Origin of the sequence: Pseudomonas sp. AP42 (assembly GCF_001728935.1) — a bacterium.
GTDB lineage: Bacteria > Pseudomonadota > Gammaproteobacteria > Pseudomonadales > Pseudomonadaceae > Aquipseudomonas > Aquipseudomonas lactis.
The window spans coordinates 1-16,224 of the sequence record NZ_LYSO01000130.1 but is presented as its reverse complement, the minus strand read 5'-3'; the positions used below and the strand labels follow the sequence as shown (position 1 = coordinate 16,224).

Sequence of the window (16,224 nt, the reverse complement as noted above, 5' to 3'; positions counted from 1 at the left end):
CGGGGCGCCTAAGATCAAAAGCAGATCAAGAGCGACTCGCTGCGCATCGTGGTTACCGTCTGCTGCTACAGCCCACAAAGTTGTGTAGATACCTATGCTGCGATGGCGGCCCGATAAACGACACATTCCCACCTGACACGCCGCGATCAAACTGTGTGCGGGCTTGCTCGCGAAAGCGGAGTGTCAGTCACTGCGTCTGTTACTGCACGACCGCTTTCGCAGGCAAGCCAGCTCCCACATTTGATCTTCACTGCCTTGAGCATTGCGTTCGCTTGACTGACTGTTCTACGCCACCGGAATCAACGGATCGGCCGCTGCCAGCGCCACCGCTCTATCCGCCGCCGGTGGGTAGATCCACACGCTATTGATCTGCTGTTTGAGCTCCTTGGCTTCCTGGCCCACCAGTTTGAGCTGACGGTCCCAGCCTTCGGTGTACACCGCGCCCCAGGCGCCGAGGTCGAGGCAGGTGACGTATTTGGGTTGGCTGTAGGCCGTGGGGGCTACGCCGATCAGATCGGCGGCGACGTTGTTGCCGGCGTAGCGGCCCAGGGCGATGGCGTGCTGGCAGGACATGGCAGCGACGTTGCCCAGCTCGTCTGTGGCGGCGTAGGCCACGTCGCCAGCGGCGAAGATGGCAGCCTGGCCCTTGACCTTGAGGGTGGCGTCCACGTGCAGGCGGCCCTGGGGATCGCGGGTGCCCTCAACCTGTTCGGCCAGCGGGTTGGCGCGAAAGCCGATGGTCCAGATCACGGTGCTTGATTCAATCCGCTGCCCATCCGCCAGGGTCACGCCACCGGCGTCCACCGAGGCGACCGAGGTGTTCAGTACCCATTCAAGCCCCAGTGCCTGGCTGGCTTCGATGATCGAAGGGCGTATGCCATCGCCCATCGACGCGGCAATCTGCGGCCCGCGGTCTACCACGATCACACGGATGTTGGCCGTTTCACCCAGTGCCGCACGCAGGCGCGCCGGCATTTCGGTGGCGGTCTCGATACCGGTAAAGCCGCCGCCGGCCACCACCACGGTATTGCGGGCCGGACTGTCGGGCAGATTTTTGAGGGCCTTGATATGGGCCTCAAGGCGCGCGGCGTCTTCGATCTGATCCACATCGAACACGTGCGCGATGCCGTCCATGTCTGGGCGGTTCAAGCGGCTGCCGGCAGCCACTACCAGCCGGTCGTAGCTGAGGGTGGCCGGGATGCCGGCCGCGTTGCGATAGGTCACTTGCTTATTAGGGGCGTCGATGCTGTCGGCGGCGCCTTGCACAAAGGTCACGCCCACAGCGTCGAACAGCGCATCAAGCGGGGCCAGCATGGTATGCACATCGGGCTCGTAGAACCGCGGGCGAATACGCAGCTCCGCTTGGGGGGCGAGCAGGCTGATGCGCACATCGTTGCGTTCGTGCTTGTCCAGCAGCCGAGCGGCGCTCAAGGCGCTCCACACGCCACCAAACCCGGCGCCGATGATCAGAATATGTTGTTTCATGGGGTTGCTCCAGAGACCAGGTAAGCCGCAAGGCATTGCCGGATCACTGTAAAAGCAGCAGGGTCTGTCCGAAAGGACAGATAACCCAGGATGACTGCCAGGTCAGTCGGCCTAGCGGGAAAAACGCTCGCGGTAGTCGCGCGGTGAGATGGCCAGGTGGCGGTGGAAGGTGCAGCGCATGCGTTCTTCGTCGCCAAACCCGCACAGCCCGGCGATCTGCTCGATGCTGCGCTGGGAGTCTTCAAGCATGCGGCGCGCCGCTTCCATGCGAAACAGCTCAATGGCCTTGGCCGGGGTGCGACCGGTTTTTTGCTTATAGACCCGGGCAAAATTGCGTGGGCTCATATGGCTCTGCGCGGCCAAGCGTTCGACGCTGAGGTCACTGTCGCGCAGGTTGTCGCTGATCCAGGCATGCAGCGCATCAAAGCCGGCGCTGTCGGCGGTTTGCGCTTGCAGCACCTGGCTGAACTGCGCCTGGCCACCGGGGCGCTTGAGGAACACCACCAGTTCGCGTGCCACTTGTAGCGCCACTTCGCGCCCGCAGTCGGCCTCCACCAGCGCGAGCGCCAGGTCGATCCCGGCGCTGACGCCTGCCGAGGTCCACACCTGGCCTTGCTGTACGAAGATCGCGTCCACGTCCACCTCGATGCTCGGGAAGCGTTGCTTGAGCAGCTCGCACATGGCCCAATGCGTTGCCGCGCGGCGCCCCTCCAGCAAGCCCGCCAGCGCCAGCAAAAAAGTGCCGCTGCACACCGAGGCGGTACGTCGCGCCTGACCGGAGGCGTTGCGCAACCAGTCCACCAGCGCAGTATTGTCCAGCATGGCTTGCTCAATGGCGGGCGCGCCGGGTACCACCAGAGTGTCGATGGCGGCTGGGTCCAACTGCGCCAAAGCCACCGTGTCGACGCTCAAGCCTTCGGCGGTTGGCATCAGCCCGCCCGCCAGGCTGGCGTTGTGCAGCACATAACCTTGCAAACCGCGCTCGGCCATGGCCTTGGTCGCGGCCCAGAACACCGTTTGCGCGCCGGTCAGGTCGAGCAGGCCCATGTGCGGGTAGGTCAGGAACACCAGAGTGCGGGGTTGGCCAAGCGGGGAGAGTGCGGTCATGCGCTGGTCAGTTGCTCAATTTGGCTCAAGGTGCAGAAGTTTGCGCCCATGACCACCCTCAATTGCTCGGGTTGTTCAAGTTTGCCTGTCATGGTGGCGGTCTCCGGTGAAGGGGCTGGGCCCTGTTTTACCATGTCCCGCCAGTCAGTTTAAGCAGTCGCGCAGCGTTTGGTCTTGGTTGAATACTGTTTTGGCCAGGCCCTTCTGCAAACGTCGGTCAGGATTCACCGTTCTGATCGCCTCTGTTTGTTACTATCGCCATCCCGTCACCCGGAGTCGCCGCTCTATGCAACACCAGTGGGATGAAATGCACCGCACCCGCAAGCCCACGTTCGTCCTGTGTGGCGAGCCCCAGGGGGATGTGCTCAATCTCTATGTTCACGGTTACTCGGCGTTCTTCAACCGCCAGCAACTGGGCAATTTCAAGCAACAGTTGGCGGCTATCGAAGGCTCGACCAACCTGATGCTGTTCTGGCCGGCGGGGCATTTTCTGGAAAACCTGTTTGCACCGTTCAAGGACGTGCTCGCCTCATTGCTCGGCGGTGGCGGCCTGGGCGCGGCGACGGTGGGCGTGGGCAAGGCCATTGCCTATTTCCTTGATCATTACAAGAGCGTCGAGGCGCGGGTGGATGAAGTGGCCAAGACCTTGTTGCCCGAACTGGCCGGCTACCTGCACGACCAGTCGCTGCCGGTACGGCGCATCAACCTGATCGGCCATTCCCTGGGCGCGCGCATTCTGGTCAAGAGCCTGCTGGCCAGCCCCGAGATCGCTCGCGAACTGCCGTTGAATAACCTGTTGTTGATGGGCGGGGCGATCTGTACCTCGAGCCCTTGGGACGAGGTGTCGGCGCCGCTGAAGGGGCGGTTGATCAACTGCCATTCGAGCAAGGACTGGGCGCTGGCCATGAAGCCCGATACCGAGCGTTGTATTGGCCGCTATGCGATTGACGTGACGCCCGCGCTCAAGGCCAAGGTGACCAATGTGCACCTGGCCAGCTTCGATCATGCCGCCTATTGGCCGCAGTTGAAGACGGTGGTGCAGTACACCGATTTGCTGCAGGAGCGGCGCGGCATGATCCGTGTGGACTCGCGCAGCAGTGACGTGCGGTTTGCCGAAGCGGACGGGGACCTGTACCCGGCATTGGTGCAAGCGCGGCCGGAGGAGCTGAAGTTTCTTGCCGAACTGATGGCGCAAAAGCGCAGTGCCGCGATTGATGCCAGTGTGCGCGAACCGTTGAAACTGGCCATTGAGTTGCAGCGCATGGGCGGCGACAGCTTTATGAACCTGGCTCGTGGCCATGGCGTGGGCTATCGCCAGATTGCCGAAGACGTGGCGCAACGCCTGGGCATCAAGTTCGACCAACCCCTTGAACACGTGGCGCTGGCAGAGATCGAAGGGCAGGTCGCAGAAACACTGATCGAGCAGTACAAGGACAAACTCAGCCGCGCTGATCGTCAGGCGTTCGAGGCCGAGCTCCAGGCGGCTGCGCAAAAAGAGCAGGGGTTGTTCAACCGCCTGGATGTGGGCCGTTCGGCTACCGCAGCCTTGAGCGGCACGGCGTTGGCCGGGCTGACCGGGTTTATCCTGCGGCGCGGTGCGGCGACGGCGATCCCGGTGGTGGGCCAGGCGCTGGCTGCGGCGATGTTGCTGGTCAGCGGTGTTCGGGCGTTTTCCGGCCCGGCGTATTCGATCACGACCTTGGCGGTACTGGTGGTCGGCGTGATCCGCCAACGCATGGAGCGCGAGGCGCTTAACCAGGAACTGGACTTGGTGGTGCAAGTGGTGGAAGCGTTTGACCTGCCACGGGACACGGTGATGCGCACGGTCGCGTCTGACTGATAAGCTGCTGCCCAAGTCTTGTGTATTTGCCTGGAATACCGCGTGAAATTCAGCCTGCCAAAAATCGCTACCGCTCCGTTTTGCCCGCCGGAAGTGGCCGGCTCTGTCGCTGTTGATCCCAAGGCCTCGTTTTTTAAACGGGTGTTGATGTTCGCTGGCCCCGGCCTGTTGATCTCCATCGGCTACATGGACCCCGGCAACTGGGCAACGGCCATTGAAGCCGGTTCACGCTACGGCTACAGCCTGCTGTTTGTGGTGCTGCTGGCCAGCCTGGCGGGGATGGCGGTGCAATGCCTGTGTTCAAGGCTGGGCATCGCCACCGGCAAGGACCTGGCGCAACTGTGCCGTGAGCGCTACAGCCAGCGCTCTGCTCGTACCCAGTGGGTGTTGGCGGAAATCTCCATCATCGCCACAGACCTTGCCGAAGTGCTCGGCTGCGCCCTGGCGTTTCACCTGTTGCTCGGCGTGTCACTGACCACCGGCATTGTCATCACGGCATTCGACACGCTGTTGATCCTGGCCCTGCAAAATCGTGGTTTTCGCCGCCTGGAAGCGATCATGCTGGCGCTGGTCGCCACCATCGGCGTGTGCTTTTTCATCGAACTGGTGCTGATCAAACCCTATTGGCCGGATGTGCTCAGCGGGTTCACCCCGTCACTGTCGGCCATCAGCGATGCGGCGCCGTTGTACCTGGCCATCGGCATCCTCGGCGCGACGGTCATGCCCCATAACCTCTACTTGCACACCTCTATCGTGCAGACCCGCCTGATCGGCAAGGACCTGGCGAGCAAGCAGGACGCGGTCAAGCTGGCGCGTATCGACACCATCGGCTCCCTGGCCTTGGCGCTGTTGGTCAACGCCGCGATCCTGGTGCTGGCGGCTGCGGCCTTCTATAAGACCGGCCATACCGATGTGGTGGAAATCCAGGACGCCTATCACCTGCTCGACCCCCTGGTCGGCGGTGCTTTCGCCAGCATCCTGTTCGGTATCGCCTTGCTGGCTTCGGGCCAGAGTTCGACCTTTACCGGCACCATTGCCGGGCAAGTGATCATGGAGGGTTACCTGAACCTGCGCATACCCTGCTGGCAGCGCCGCCTGATCACCCGTGGGCTGGCGCTGATCCCGGCGTTCCTGGGGGTATGGCTGATGGGCGACGATGCCATCGGCAAGCTGCTGATTCTCAGCCAGGTGGTACTGAGCCTGCAGTTGCCCTTTGCGTTGTACCCGCTGATCCACATGACCGGCGACAAGCAACTGATGGGGCCGTTCGTCAATCGGCTGCCCACGCGGCTGCTGGCGTGGTTTCTGTTCGCGGTGATCAGTGGGGCGAATGCTTGGTTGATTGGGCAGTGGTTGTTTTGACCTGAGGCTTATTGCGAGGCAGTGCCTACACCAAGATGGCTAAGGATGTGTATTGGGCAACTTCTGGGTCAGCAGTCAATAGCTTCATCGGCTCAGTCATGGCTGTTGCAATGATCAGTCGATCGAAGGGATCCTTGTGATGATGTTCAAGATCCCTGACGGCAATGGCATGCTCCAGGTTGATGGGTAATTCGACGAAGCCACTTTCCAGGCAGTATTCGCGAATTTTATCCAGGTCCACAACGAGCTTTCCCAAGCTAACCTTGATTGCCATTTCCCAAAATGTTGCCGCACTGACGTAAATTTCCGCGGCGTTTTCTATCAGCTTGCGGGCTTTACCGGACAGTTTGGAGTCATCGTTGAGTGCCCATAGCAGGATATGGGTATCCAACAGTAGCCTCATGAATGACTGCCCTCAAAGGCATCCAAAAGATCGCTGGGGAGTGGGGCGTCGAAGTCTTCAGGAATGGTCAACTCGCCCTTCATTGCGCCAATTCGCCGGCCCTTGGACTTACCAAGCGGGACGAGCTGCGCCATTGCGCGACCATGTTTGGCGATAGTGATGATTTTGCCAGCGGCGGCTTCATCGACCAGTTTGGACAGGTTGTTTTTTGCCTCACCGAGGGCAACGGTAATCATGAGGTCTTCTCCGTGTTTTGGCCAAATATAGCCAAAACTACGACCGCTATCAAAGATGGCACGACCACTGGCGGCGGCCGCTCGTTCAGCGCGGGATGGTGTGTGGTACGTAGTGACCATGACGTCTCTCCAAATAAACTTGGCTAAAGTCTGCCCCAGCGCACCGTCCCCAGAAATACTGGCCCCCAAAATCAGAACGAGCCTACTTTTCCTACTAGGAATATTCCTTCACTGGCGCCGTTCAGCAGCGCCAACATCCGTCACCGATCCCAATACGGCACCGTCCCAAAACACTCCACGAAATAGTCGATCACCGTGCGCACCTTCAACGACAGCCTCCTGCTGCCCGGCCACAACGCGGCGATCTGTTGGGGCTCCAGGGTTGTCGCGACCTCGTACTCACTCAGCACCGCCTGCAAGGTGCCGGCGCGCAGGCTTTCGCCAATCAGCCAGGACGGGAACACCACCAGGCCCAAGCCTTGTTCGGCGGCGTGGGTGAGGGTGTCGGCGTGGTTGCCGGTGATGGGGCCGCTGACGCTGTAGGCTGTCCAGTCGCCTTGGCCGTGGCGGAAGAACCAGCGCTGCTGGCCGGTGATGCCTTTGTAGGCCAGGCAGTGGTGGTGGGCCAGTTCGTGGGGGTGGCGCGGCGTGCCGTGCTGGGCCAGGTAGGCAGGGCTGGCCGCGATACGAAAGCGTTGCGGCGCGAAGATGCGCGCCTGCATGCCCGAATCATTGAGCACGCCGATACGAAACAGCAGGTCGGTGCCATCTTGCAGCGGGTCGACGAAGGTGTCGGTCTGCTGGATATCCAGCTGCAACTTCGGGTAGCGCCGGCACAACGCTCCCAGCCAGGGTGAAAGGTGGCGCTGGCCGAACACCATGGGCGCGTTGATACGCACCAGGCCGCTGGGTTCGCTGTCTTGCTCTTGCAGGGCCTGGTTCGCCGTCTCCAACTGCTCCAGTAGCACGCGCGCGTGGCGGCCCAGCAGGCGGCCGGCTTCGGTGGGGCTGACGGCGCGCGTATGGCGATAGAGCAATTGCTGGCCGACGGCCTGTTCCATCAGGTGGATCTGCCGCGAAATGGAGGAGGGCGCCAGGCCTTCGCGGCGGGCCACTTCAGAAAAGCTGCTCTGGTCCAGCACGGCCACAAACAGGCGTAGCGCCTTGAAACTCAGTTCATTCAAGCCCTGCATCATCTCTCCAGGCTGTGCGTTTTTCGCAAAGGTGTTGTCCGCATGCTCCCATTTATCGCACAGCACGGCCACCGGATAATGCGCGCCATGTTTTTCTTTCTTGATACACGGGTGATGTATGCAGGCACGTTCTACCGAGGGGCTGGCGCAGGCCAGCCCGAGCAATAACCTTTTACGGCTGCTGCTGTTGCCGTTGGTGATTCTGGCGGGCATGGGCCTGTCGGTGGAGGCCGGCTTGCTTGGGCCATTAGGCGCGCAGGTCGGGCATTTGTGGGCGACGTTGAGCATCTTTGGCGTTGGCACGGCGATTCTGTTCTTACTGCTGCTGTTCAGCGGCCCGCAAAAGGGCCCGGCATTCACGCAATTGCCGCGCTGGCAGTTGATCGGCGGGTTTCTTGGGCCGATGTACGTGGTGGTGCTAACCCTGGCCACACCGCACATCGGCATCGCGATGACCATGATCGCGATCCTCTCGGGCCAGGTGGGCAAGAGTGTGTTGATCGACCACTTCGGCTGGTTCGGCACGGCGCGCAAACGGGTCAATGGTGAGCGCTGGATCGCGTTGGCGTTGATTGTGGCGGCATTGATTCTGATTGCACGAGGTTAAGGCGATGAATCTGTTTATGTTGTTGGTGCTGGTGATTGCAGCGGGTGCGGTGTTGAGTGTGCAGGCCGCTATCAACGGGCGTCTGGGTCAGACTGTGGGGGTATTGCGCAGCAGTTTGTTGACCTTCGCGGTGGGCGCGCTGACCACGGCGCTGTTGATATTTTTCTTCGAGCCTGCCCAGGCCGTCAGCCTGCTGGAGGTGCCCAAGTGGCAATTGACCGGTGCCCTGTTTGGCGTGGTGTACATGATGGTGATGGTCGGCGCGGTACCTGTGGTCGGCACGGCCGTCGCCACGGTGGCGGTGATCGTCGGGCAATTGGGCATGGGCATGTTGATCGACAACTTTGGCTGGCTGGGCAACCCGGCGATCGACCTGTCGGGCAGCCGTATCCTCGCCATGCTGTTGCTCGCCCTGGCGTTGGTGTTCATGTACCGCAGCAATAGCCGACGGGCCGACTGACGGCGCTGAACCATGCTTGCTTGCCCAGGGTCACTGCTTAAGGTGCGGCGCTCGCTGCATCGGACGACCATGAAAAAGGAGTCTGACCATGCCAGATCAAACCTGTGCTTGCCCTCACTGCAAATGTGTATTGGGCGCTGACGCAATCATGAAAGACGGCAAGGGCTATTGCTGCCAGGGCTGTGCCGAGCACCATGCTCACGGTGAACCCTGCGCCGCCGCAACGGGTTGCGAATGTGCCAAGTCGGCCCACGGTTGACAGCATTGACCTGCGGGCCCGGATACCCGGTGCCTGCAGGGTGAGTAAAAACAGTTCGCTTGCCCGCGGTCAGTCTTTACCATGGCGGCCCATCCTTGATTGATGTGTACCCGCCATGGCCCTGGCCGCGCCTCCCGACCTCACTGATCACGCCGTTCCCGTGCAACCGTTGGCGCGTACCTACCCGCGTGGGTTGTACGTAGAGCCGCACAGCCATGATTGGGGCCAGTTGCTTTACGCCATGAGCGGAGTGATGTGGGTCGAGACGCCACGCGAAGCCCTGGTGGTGCCGCCCCAGCGTGCGGTGTGGTTGCCGCCGGGGGTGGAGCACGGGATCCGCGTGGTCTCCGATTTGCAAATGCGCAATATCTACCTGCGCCCGGCATTGGCGGCGACGCTGGACAGCCAGGTGCAGGTCATCGAAGTGGGTCGCTTGTTGCGGGAGTTGATCGTGACCTTGGTGGAGCAGGGCGATCACGGCGATGCGGCCTACTACGAGGCTGTCGTAGGCCTGGCTCTGCTGGAGTTGCAACGCGCACGTCGCTCGTCTATTCGCATTGCCATGCCGGTGGCGGCGGATCGTCGGCTGATCAATGCGTGCCAGGCGGTCATGGCTGCGCCTTCCCTGGACATCCCGTTCGAACAGCACGCCGAGGCAGCGGGCGCCAGCGTGCGCACTTTAGCGCGGCTGTTCCAGCAGCACCTGGGCATGGGGTTTGCCCAGTGGCGCCGTCAGGTGCAGTTGGCCACGGCGGCTGCGGAGTTGATCCAAGGCCAGCCGGTGAGCGGCATAGCGCGCACCCTGGGTTACTCGCCCAGCAGCTTCAGCGACATGTTCCGACGCGAACTGGGCGTGTCGCCGTCCCAGTACCGGAGTTGGCCGAAATCCTGAAGCACTTGGCCGATACCCACGGTAGGCGCGCCCTAGACTGAGCCCATCAATCCACCGGGCGCAGCCTTCATGAGCTATTTGATTTCCTTGGCCATCGGCCTGTTTGTCGGCGTGATCTACGGCGCGCTGGACTTCCGTTCACCGGCACCGCCCGCTATCGCACTGGTCGGCCTGATGGGCATGCTGCTTGGCGAAAAGCTCTGGCCCATGGCGCGACAGTTGGTCAGTGGTTGGTTGTCCTGATCCCTTTTCCCTTCGACGGATGCCCTCGATGAACGCACTGCAATTTACCGCCACCGGCGACCTCGCCCACCTGAGCCTGGTGGAGGTGCCCGTGCCGGTGCCGTCTGCAGGCGAAGTGCTGGTCAAGGTCAACGCGGCAGGCCTGAACCCCAGCGACGTCAAAAACGTGCTTGGCCGTTTCCCCTACACCACGCTGCCACGCATCCCTGGGCGTGACTTCGCAGGAGTGGTGGTGGAAGGCCCGCAGGCGTTGCTCGGCCAGGAGGTTTGGGGCACCGGTCGTGACCTGGGTTTTTTCGCTGACGGTTCCCATGCCCAATACCTGCGCGTGTCAGCCAAGGGCGTGGCGTACAAACCTACGCACTTGAGCTTTGCCCAGGCGGCCAGCCTCGGTGTGCCCTATACCACCGCCTGGGATGCCCTGGAGCGCAGCGGCGTTGGCAAGGGCACGCGCTTGCTGGTGATCGGCGCCAACGGCGCGGTCGGCAGTGCGGCGCTGGCGCTGGCGAAGATACGCGGCGCGCAGGTGCTGGCGGCCGTGCGCAAGGTCGATCAGCTCGAGTTATTACAGGCCCAAGGGTTGGACGCGATTGCCTTGGGCAAGCCAGAGGCGTTGGGCGCGCAAGTGCAGGCCGTGTTCAAGGGCGGCGCCGACGTGATCTTTGACACCACCGGTTTCTGGCTGTCTGCCGCGGTGGCGGGGCTGGCACCGTTCGGCCGCATTGCGATCATCGCCGCCCCGGTTGACGGGCACGTGCAGTTACCGGCCCTGGCGCTGTACCGCAAGGGTGGTTCGGTGGTGGGGGTTAACTCGTTGCTCTATAGCTGCGAACAATGCGCGGTGATGCTGGAGGCGTTTGGGCGCTTCTTTGATGAAGGCCTGTTGCCGCTGCCTACGGGGTTGCGTGAAATGGCGTTGGTGGACGGTGTTCAGTGCTATGCAGAAGTGAACAATGGCAGCCCAGACAAAATCATCTTCCTGCCTTGATGGGATCAAAATGTGGCAGCGGGCTTGCTCGCGAATGCGGTGTATCAGTCACCTATATATCGACTGACACTCTGCATTCGCGAGCAAGCCCGCTCCCTCATTTTTTTGATCTTTATTCGGTTTCGGGAACGCCTTTTTCCCACGCCGACCAGTTCTGCACAATCGCCTGGACCAACGGATTACCCGTGCGGTACAGGTTTTCCAGCGCCGGTACAAACCCACCCTGGTCCGCATACTTGAGCAGGTTGTCTACCTCGCTGTAGCCCGGATAAGGCCGGTCAAAGTCGGAGCCGGCGCGCACCACGGCCAGGCGCTGGATATCCACCAAACCTTCGCGGCTGGCGCGCAGCAGTGCTTCGTAGGTGGAGTTGTCCTCTTGCTGGGTGGTGCAGTATTCGCCTTTGTTGTCGGTGAGCAACTGGGTCCAGACCTCGGCACGTTCGCTCAACCGCGTGCCGGAAAACCAGGTGTTGCCCGCCAGGGTATCGCAGCGGGTGACTTGTGGCGGTTGGTTGGCCGGGGCGGCGGGGTAGTGTTTGCGCCAAGCGGCGGACTCTGTGCTTTCTGTCAGCTCCACCTTGTGCGACAAGGCAAACGCCTTGGCTTGCAGCTTGGGGTTGAGCTCAAACACTTCGGTCTTGTAGTCCAACGGGGGTTTTTCGTTGGGGCCCTTGGTGTTGATCCCGATATAGCCCGTCGGCCAGTCCTTGGGGGCATCCCGTGAATCCAGCTCCCACTGCGTGCCGAACTCCACCAGGTAATGAGCCCAGGCAGCGGTGCCGATGGTGCCGTGCTTGGGGTTGATGCCGGCGATCCCGGCGACCAGGAAGTAACTCTGGCGCAGGTCGAACTTGGGCGACAAGGCTAGGGCCAGGGTAGACACGGCCGCGTTGGTCTGGCCCATGCCGGTCACCAGCAGGCACACGTCCTGGGCGTTGCAGCGAATTACCGGGTATTCGGCGGACAAGCCCGGTACGCGCACTTCTTGTTTGAGGGCCAGACGGTCGATCCAGGTTTGCGCCTCGGGGGCGAACATGGTGATCAGCATCACCTTGGGTTTGATCGGCGCCGGGTTATCCGCCAGAACCACGTGGGGCAATAGGGCCAGGCCTGCGGCCAGCGAGATACGGGTCAATGCGTTCATCTACAGCTCCTTGATCAGAATTGGTAGCCCACGCCGGCGTAGTAACCCCAGCCGTCGGAGCGTGCGCGGAAGTTGCCTTCGCCGAAATTCAACTCGCTGCCGTCCTCCCAGTTGCCGCCGTTGTGAAAGTAACGGCCGACCAGGGTAAAGCGCAGGTGGGTAAACGAGTACAGCAACACGTTGGTGGCCACCAGGGAATTGGCGGTGCGCGCCGGGTTGTCCTTGTGCAGGTCCGAGCCGAAATCGTAGTTGGTAAAACCGATGTAGGTCAGCGAGGCGCCGTTGTCGAACTTGCCGATGGGCACGATGTACTTCATCTGCGCCCGGTAGCCGTCCCAGGAATACTCATTGCTGGCGCCATAGTTTTCCCACTGGTAGCGCCCGTAGAAGTTGGCCGACAGGTTGACCCGCGAGTGGGTGTCGATATCGGTGCCCAGGCCGCTGTACAGGGTGTTGGCGCGGTTTTCCTTGCGGCTGCCGTGGTCGTAGATCCAGTCGAAGGCCACATACCATTCCTTGAACGGGCCGATCGCCAGGCTGCGTCCTGCGAGGTAGTCGATGGAGATCCGCGGTTCGTGCTCCATGAACACCGGCGAGCCATGGTCCCACACGCCTTTGTCATTGCTGTTACCGATGGTGAGGATCTTCGGCACATCGATATAGCCGTACAACTCAAAGGGACCCTTGCGCCCGAAGTACTCGTATTCCAAGTAGATGTCATCTTGAGGCTTGGGGCCGAAACTGATGTCTTTGCTGCCGATCAGCGTGAGGTCCTGGTTGAACCACTCGGACAAATAGACGCCTTTTTTCGTCGGCGGGTTGGCTTCAGGGCTGAGGGTTTCGCCCTGTGCTGAGTCATCCACGGGCTTTTCCTGCGCCAAAATGGGTGCACTGAGTACTCCCGTAACGGCGGCCAGTAGCAAAGAAGCGCCAAGACAAGCGCGAGGCTTTGAGGTGGGGTGCATTGAAAGTCCTTATTCTTACGCGGTTTAAGCCCGATCAGACGGGTAGGAGTGAACTTGGCGGTCAAGTACGTTCCGCAAACGTTTGCACAGGCTGTACCAACTTGGGTCAATGGCTTGAACTGTTTAGAAAAAAGACGAATTTGCCGACGCTTTGGTCAGGAAAACAGTGGGTTTTCTGTCATCCTGACGCGCTAACCCTGTGGAGGAACCCGATGTTCGAACACTACCTGCGTGCCTGGCACCTGAGTGCCGATGGAGAGCCTATCGTCACACCGGGCAGCCACCTCTTGCCGGTGCGCTGGCAAGGCGTGCCGGCGATGCTGAAAATTGCCCATACCCCTGAAGAAAAACTCGGCGGCCGCCTGTTGAGCTGGTGGGCAGGTGACGGCGCGGCACGCGTATTCGCCCATGACCACACCGCCGTGTTGATGGAGCGCGCCACGGGGCCAGGTTCCTTGATGCGCATGGCCCTCAATGGCCAGGACGATGAAGCCAGCCAGATAGCCTGCGCCACCCTGGCCCGGCTGCATGCGCCTCGTGCGTCGCCGCCTGAAGGGTTGGTTGGGCTGGATGAGTGGTTCAGCTCCTTGTGGCACGCCGCCGACCAGGAGGGCGGCGCCTTACGCGACTGCGCGACGATGGCCCGCACATTGCTGGCTGCGCAACAGGAGGTGGTGGTACTGCACGGTGATTGCCATCACGACAATATCCTCGATTTTGGCCCGCGGGGCTGGCTGGCGATTGATCCCAAGCGGGTGATGGGCGAGCGCGGTTACGATTACGCTAATTTGATCTGCAACCCGGATTTGCCGACCAGTAGCGACCCGCTGCGTTTCAGCCGCCAGGTTGGGGTTATCGCCCAGGCGGCCAGCCTCTCGCGTCCGCGATTGTTGCAATGGGTAGTGGCTCATGCCGGGTTGTCCGCCGCCTGGTTTCTGGAAGACCAGGAGCGCGAGCGTGCCATGAATGAGTTGCAGGTTGCTCGCCTGGCACAACGGGCACTGGCTCAGTTGAATACTTGAAGTGCGGCCTGCCGCCGGTACTCACTCGGCGTCTGGTGCATTTCGATACGAAAGTGGCGGTTGAAATTCGACAGGTTGGCGTAGCCCACCTCAAAGCAGATGTCCGCCACTGACATCTGGCTGTGCAACAGCAAGCGGCAGGCACGCTGCACGCGGAACTTGCGCATCAGGTCGATAAAACCGTGACCGGTGTTGCGTTTGAAAAACCGCGAAAAGCCCGGTTCGCTCATGTCCAGTTGCCGGGCGATGTCCGACAGGCGTACATCGCCGGTCAGCTCCCGCATCAGGTAGTCAAACGCTTTGTTGATGCGCTGGGCACTGCGCGCGTCCAAAGTGGGTGCGTAGCAAGGGCTGGCCAGGGACTTGGCCTGTGAAGGCGGGGCATTCTTCAGGGTGTCGAGCAGTTGCAGGAACAGGGTCAGGCGTTGCAAGCCCTGGGCGCTGCCGATGGCCTCCATCAGCCGTGCCGCGCCCGTTGCGGTCTCGCCGGTGAATTCGATGCCCCGGCGCGCCCGTTCAAACAGTGGCTGTAAATCACCGAGCTCAGGCAGGGTGGTGCGCAGGGCGAGGAGGGTGGCGCCGTCGAATTGCAGCACCACATCGCGCCCGTGCAGGTGTTCGCCGGGGGCCAGGTCGCCGATCCAGTCGTGGGGCAGGTCAGGGCCGATCAGTGCCACATGCCCGGCGCCGAACGCACCGATATAGTCGCCCGCCACCAGCTTGCCGCTGCCTTGGCGGATCAGGTGGATTTCGAATTCAGGATGATGGTTCCAGCGCGCCAATTCATAGGGATAGTCATGTTCGAACCAGCGAAAGCCATGTTCTGGTTCGGGCAGGATCACCTCAAGTTCCGCAGGGCGGTGCTCGAACAGGGTGGCGGGGCTGATGGGCATGGTGCTGCCTCTTGTGAGGGTGCAATCGCCCCAAAATACCCGCACTGGCAATCGGTGCGCTAGCCCCGGTTTCGCCTGCGACTGATACTTTTTTGATCCTGGCTCACAGGTTAAAAAAGTATCAGCCGAGCCTTCGCCAGTCGTTTGTGAGACGGCAGGCCAAGCTGCTGTAATCGAGGCTCAACAACAAAGGTCGGCAAGCTGTTCTGGGCGGCGCTCACCGGCTACCGGCAATAACCTTTACAGGACCCTCCCATGAAACGACTCGAAGGCAAAAGCGCGCTGATCACCGGATCGGCGCGGGGCATTGGCCGTGCGTTCGCCCAGGCTTACATCGCAGAAGGCGCCACCGTGGCCATCGCCGACATCAACCTGCAAAGGGCCCAGGCCACCGCCGCCGAGCTGGGCCCCCAGGCTTACGCCGTGGCGATGGACGTCACTGACCAAGCCTCCATCGACGCAGCCATCGCCACCGTGGTGAGCCACGCCGGCAAGCTCGATATCCTGATCAACAACGCCGCCTTGTTCGACCTGGCCCCCATCGTCGACATCACCCGCGACAGCTTTGAACGGCTGTTCTCGATCAACGTCGCCGGCACCCTGTTCACCCTGCAGGCTGCAGCTCGACAGATGATCAGCCAGGGGCATGGCGGCAAGATCATCAACATGGCCAGCCAGGCCGGGCGGCGGGGCGAACCCTTGGTGGCGGTTTATTGTGCGACCAAGGCGGCGGTGATCAGCCTGACCCAATCGGCGGGGTTGAACCTGATCAAGCAGGGTATCAACGTCAACGCTATCGCTCCTGGTGTGGTGGATGGCGAGCATTGGGATGGGGTGGATGCGTTGTTCGCCAGGCATGAAGGGCTGGCGCCTGGCGAGAAGAAAAAGCGTGTAGGCGATGAGGTGCCGTTTGGGCGGATGGGCACGGCGCAAGACCTGACCGGCATGGCGATCTTCCTGGCGTCGAAGGACGCCGACTATGTGGTGGCCCAGACCTATAACGTCGATGGCGGCAATTGGATGAACTAGTGTTTGACGCTGACCCAACTGTGGGAGCTTGCTTGCCTGCGATAGCGGCCTGAGAGCCGCCACCTATCTACCTGGCACCCCACGATCAACCTGTGT

Annotated in this window: 18 protein-coding genes; 10 read left to right on the top strand and 8 right to left on the bottom strand. The window is 61.6% G+C overall.

What is annotated here, in order from left to right; all coding sequences use genetic code 11:
• Positions 1–285: 285 nt before the first annotated feature.
• Together A7K61_RS27200 and A7K61_RS27195 are read right to left on the bottom strand one after the other, a co-directional pair.
• Positions 286–1,485 (bottom strand): NAD(P)/FAD-dependent oxidoreductase, encoded by a 1,200-nt coding sequence (locus A7K61_RS27200; protein ID WP_069558753.1) that lies wholly within the window; start codon positions 1,483–1,485, stop codon positions 286–288.
• 111 nt (positions 1,486–1,596) lie between these two features.
• The gene (locus tag A7K61_RS27195) at positions 1,597–2,592 is read right to left on the bottom strand and encodes a GlxA family transcriptional regulator (RefSeq protein WP_044274543.1); all 996 of its coding nucleotides are present in this window, start codon (positions 2,590–2,592) and stop codon (positions 1,597–1,599) included.
• 286 nt (positions 2,593–2,878) lie between these two features.
• On the opposite strand from A7K61_RS27195, the gene A7K61_RS27190 reads away from it, so the two are divergent.
• Complete coding sequence (locus tag A7K61_RS27190; protein ID WP_069558752.1) at positions 2,879–4,432, top strand: DUF726 domain-containing protein; 1,554 nt, start codon at positions 2,879–2,881, stop codon at positions 4,430–4,432.
• 42 nt (positions 4,433–4,474) lie between these two features.
• A complete protein-coding gene (locus A7K61_RS27185) occupies positions 4,475–5,794 on the top strand; it encodes an Nramp family divalent metal transporter (RefSeq protein ID WP_069558751.1) in 1,320 nt (439 codons plus the stop codon).
• Between the two features lie 25 nt (positions 5,795–5,819).
• Here A7K61_RS27185 and A7K61_RS27180 read toward each other — a convergent pair whose 3' ends face one another.
• From A7K61_RS27180 to A7K61_RS27170, 3 genes are all read right to left on the bottom strand, one after another.
• On the bottom strand, positions 5,820–6,197 hold the full coding sequence (locus tag A7K61_RS27180; RefSeq protein ID WP_044274539.1) for a type II toxin-antitoxin system VapC family toxin: 378 nt from the start codon (positions 6,195–6,197) through the stop codon (positions 5,820–5,822).
• Positions 6,194–6,553 (bottom strand): type II toxin-antitoxin system Phd/YefM family antitoxin, encoded by a 360-nt coding sequence (locus A7K61_RS27175; protein WP_223816927.1) that lies wholly within the window; start codon positions 6,551–6,553, stop codon positions 6,194–6,196. Before A7K61_RS27175 ends, A7K61_RS27180 begins: the two co-directional genes overlap by 4 nt.
• A 140-nt stretch (positions 6,554–6,693) precedes the next feature.
• Positions 6,694–7,626: a LysR family transcriptional regulator gene (locus A7K61_RS27170; RefSeq protein ID WP_069558750.1), complete on the bottom strand. Its 933-nt coding sequence runs from the start codon at positions 7,624–7,626 to the stop codon at positions 6,694–6,696.
• Between the two features lie 118 nt (positions 7,627–7,744).
• On the opposite strand from A7K61_RS27170, the gene A7K61_RS27165 reads away from it, so the two are divergent.
• The 6 genes from A7K61_RS27165 (at position 7,745) to A7K61_RS27150 (ending at position 11,075) form a co-directional block, all read left to right on the top strand.
• Entirely contained in the window at positions 7,745–8,233 is a 489-nt protein-coding gene (locus tag A7K61_RS27165) for a DMT family transporter (RefSeq protein ID WP_069558749.1), read from the top strand.
• 4 nt (positions 8,234–8,237) lie between these two features.
• Positions 8,238–8,693, top strand: a complete 456-nt coding sequence (locus A7K61_RS27160; protein ID WP_069558748.1) for a DMT family transporter — start codon at positions 8,238–8,240, stop codon at positions 8,691–8,693.
• A gap of 88 nt (positions 8,694–8,781) precedes the next feature.
• A complete protein-coding gene (locus A7K61_RS31840; RefSeq protein ID WP_019816816.1) occupies positions 8,782–8,952 on the top strand; it encodes a putative metallothionein in 171 nt (56 codons plus the stop codon).
• A gap of 115 nt (positions 8,953–9,067) precedes the next feature.
• A complete protein-coding gene (locus A7K61_RS27155; RefSeq protein ID WP_044274533.1) occupies positions 9,068–9,844 on the top strand; it encodes a helix-turn-helix transcriptional regulator in 777 nt (258 codons plus the stop codon).
• A gap of 69 nt (positions 9,845–9,913) precedes the next feature.
• Positions 9,914–10,087, top strand: a complete 174-nt coding sequence (locus A7K61_RS31835) for a DUF1427 family protein (RefSeq protein ID WP_014718843.1) — start codon at positions 9,914–9,916, stop codon at positions 10,085–10,087.
• A gap of 28 nt (positions 10,088–10,115) precedes the next feature.
• Complete coding sequence (locus A7K61_RS27150; RefSeq protein WP_069558747.1) at positions 10,116–11,075, top strand: zinc-binding alcohol dehydrogenase family protein; 960 nt, start codon at positions 10,116–10,118, stop codon at positions 11,073–11,075.
• 112 nt (positions 11,076–11,187) lie between these two features.
• Here the strand turns inward: A7K61_RS27150 and A7K61_RS27145 are convergent, their stop codons facing one another.
• Both A7K61_RS27145 and A7K61_RS27140 read right to left on the bottom strand, forming a co-directional pair.
• A complete protein-coding gene (locus A7K61_RS27145; protein WP_069558746.1) occupies positions 11,188–12,219 on the bottom strand; it encodes a purine nucleoside permease in 1,032 nt (343 codons plus the stop codon).
• A gap of 14 nt (positions 12,220–12,233) precedes the next feature.
• A complete protein-coding gene (locus A7K61_RS27140; protein ID WP_069558745.1) occupies positions 12,234–13,184 on the bottom strand; it encodes a nucleoside-specific channel-forming protein Tsx in 951 nt (316 codons plus the stop codon).
• Positions 13,185–13,396: 212 nt separating this feature from the next.
• On the opposite strand from A7K61_RS27140, the gene A7K61_RS27135 reads away from it, so the two are divergent.
• Entirely contained in the window at positions 13,397–14,206 is an 810-nt protein-coding gene (locus tag A7K61_RS27135) for an aminoglycoside phosphotransferase family protein (protein WP_047711112.1), read from the top strand.
• On the opposite strand, the gene A7K61_RS27130 is transcribed toward A7K61_RS27135, so the two are convergent.
• Positions 14,191–15,099, bottom strand: a complete 909-nt coding sequence (locus tag A7K61_RS27130; RefSeq protein WP_069558744.1) for an AraC family transcriptional regulator — start codon at positions 15,097–15,099, stop codon at positions 14,191–14,193. The genes A7K61_RS27135 and A7K61_RS27130 overlap by 16 nt on opposite strands.
• Before the next feature lie 255 nt (positions 15,100–15,354).
• On the opposite strand from A7K61_RS27130, the gene A7K61_RS27125 reads away from it, so the two are divergent.
• Positions 15,355–16,128: an L-iditol 2-dehydrogenase gene (locus tag A7K61_RS27125; protein WP_056783801.1), complete on the top strand. Its 774-nt coding sequence runs from the start codon at positions 15,355–15,357 to the stop codon at positions 16,126–16,128.
• Positions 16,129–16,224 lie beyond the last annotated feature (96 nt).

Excerpts from the sequence above, each read along its gene's own strand:
- A7K61_RS27200 (WP_069558753.1), bottom strand. The coding sequence starts at position 1,485 with ATGAAACAACATATTCTGATCATCGGCGCCGGGTTTGGTGGCGTGTGG.
- A7K61_RS27195 (WP_044274543.1), bottom strand. The coding sequence starts at position 2,592 with ATGACCGCACTCTCCCCGCTTGGCCAACCCCGCACTCTGGTGTTCCTG.
- A7K61_RS27190 (WP_069558752.1), top strand. The coding sequence starts at position 2,879 with ATGCAACACCAGTGGGATGAAATGCACCGCACCCGCAAGCCCACGTTC.
- A7K61_RS27180 (WP_044274539.1), bottom strand. The coding sequence starts at position 6,197 with ATGAGGCTACTGTTGGATACCCATATCCTGCTATGGGCACTCAACGAT.
- A7K61_RS27175 (WP_223816927.1), bottom strand. The coding sequence starts at position 6,553 with ATGGTCACTACGTACCACACACCATCCCGCGCTGAACGAGCGGCCGCC.
- A7K61_RS27170 (WP_069558750.1), bottom strand. The coding sequence starts at position 7,626 with ATGCAGGGCTTGAATGAACTGAGTTTCAAGGCGCTACGCCTGTTTGTG.
- A7K61_RS27165 (WP_069558749.1), top strand. The coding sequence starts at position 7,745 with ATGCAGGCACGTTCTACCGAGGGGCTGGCGCAGGCCAGCCCGAGCAAT.
- A7K61_RS27160 (WP_069558748.1), top strand. The coding sequence starts at position 8,238 with ATGAATCTGTTTATGTTGTTGGTGCTGGTGATTGCAGCGGGTGCGGTG.
- A7K61_RS31840 (WP_019816816.1), top strand. The coding sequence starts at position 8,782 with ATGCCAGATCAAACCTGTGCTTGCCCTCACTGCAAATGTGTATTGGGC.
- A7K61_RS27155 (WP_044274533.1), top strand. The coding sequence starts at position 9,068 with ATGGCCCTGGCCGCGCCTCCCGACCTCACTGATCACGCCGTTCCCGTG.
- A7K61_RS31835 (WP_014718843.1), top strand. The coding sequence starts at position 9,914 with ATGAGCTATTTGATTTCCTTGGCCATCGGCCTGTTTGTCGGCGTGATC.
- A7K61_RS27150 (WP_069558747.1), top strand. The coding sequence starts at position 10,116 with ATGAACGCACTGCAATTTACCGCCACCGGCGACCTCGCCCACCTGAGC.
- A7K61_RS27145 (WP_069558746.1), bottom strand. The coding sequence starts at position 12,219 with ATGAACGCATTGACCCGTATCTCGCTGGCCGCAGGCCTGGCCCTATTG.
- A7K61_RS27140 (WP_069558745.1), bottom strand. The coding sequence starts at position 13,184 with ATGCACCCCACCTCAAAGCCTCGCGCTTGTCTTGGCGCTTCTTTGCTA.
- A7K61_RS27135 (WP_047711112.1), top strand. The coding sequence starts at position 13,397 with ATGTTCGAACACTACCTGCGTGCCTGGCACCTGAGTGCCGATGGAGAG.
- A7K61_RS27130 (WP_069558744.1), bottom strand. The coding sequence starts at position 15,099 with ATGCCCATCAGCCCCGCCACCCTGTTCGAGCACCGCCCTGCGGAACTT.
- A7K61_RS27125 (WP_056783801.1), top strand. The coding sequence starts at position 15,355 with ATGAAACGACTCGAAGGCAAAAGCGCGCTGATCACCGGATCGGCGCGG.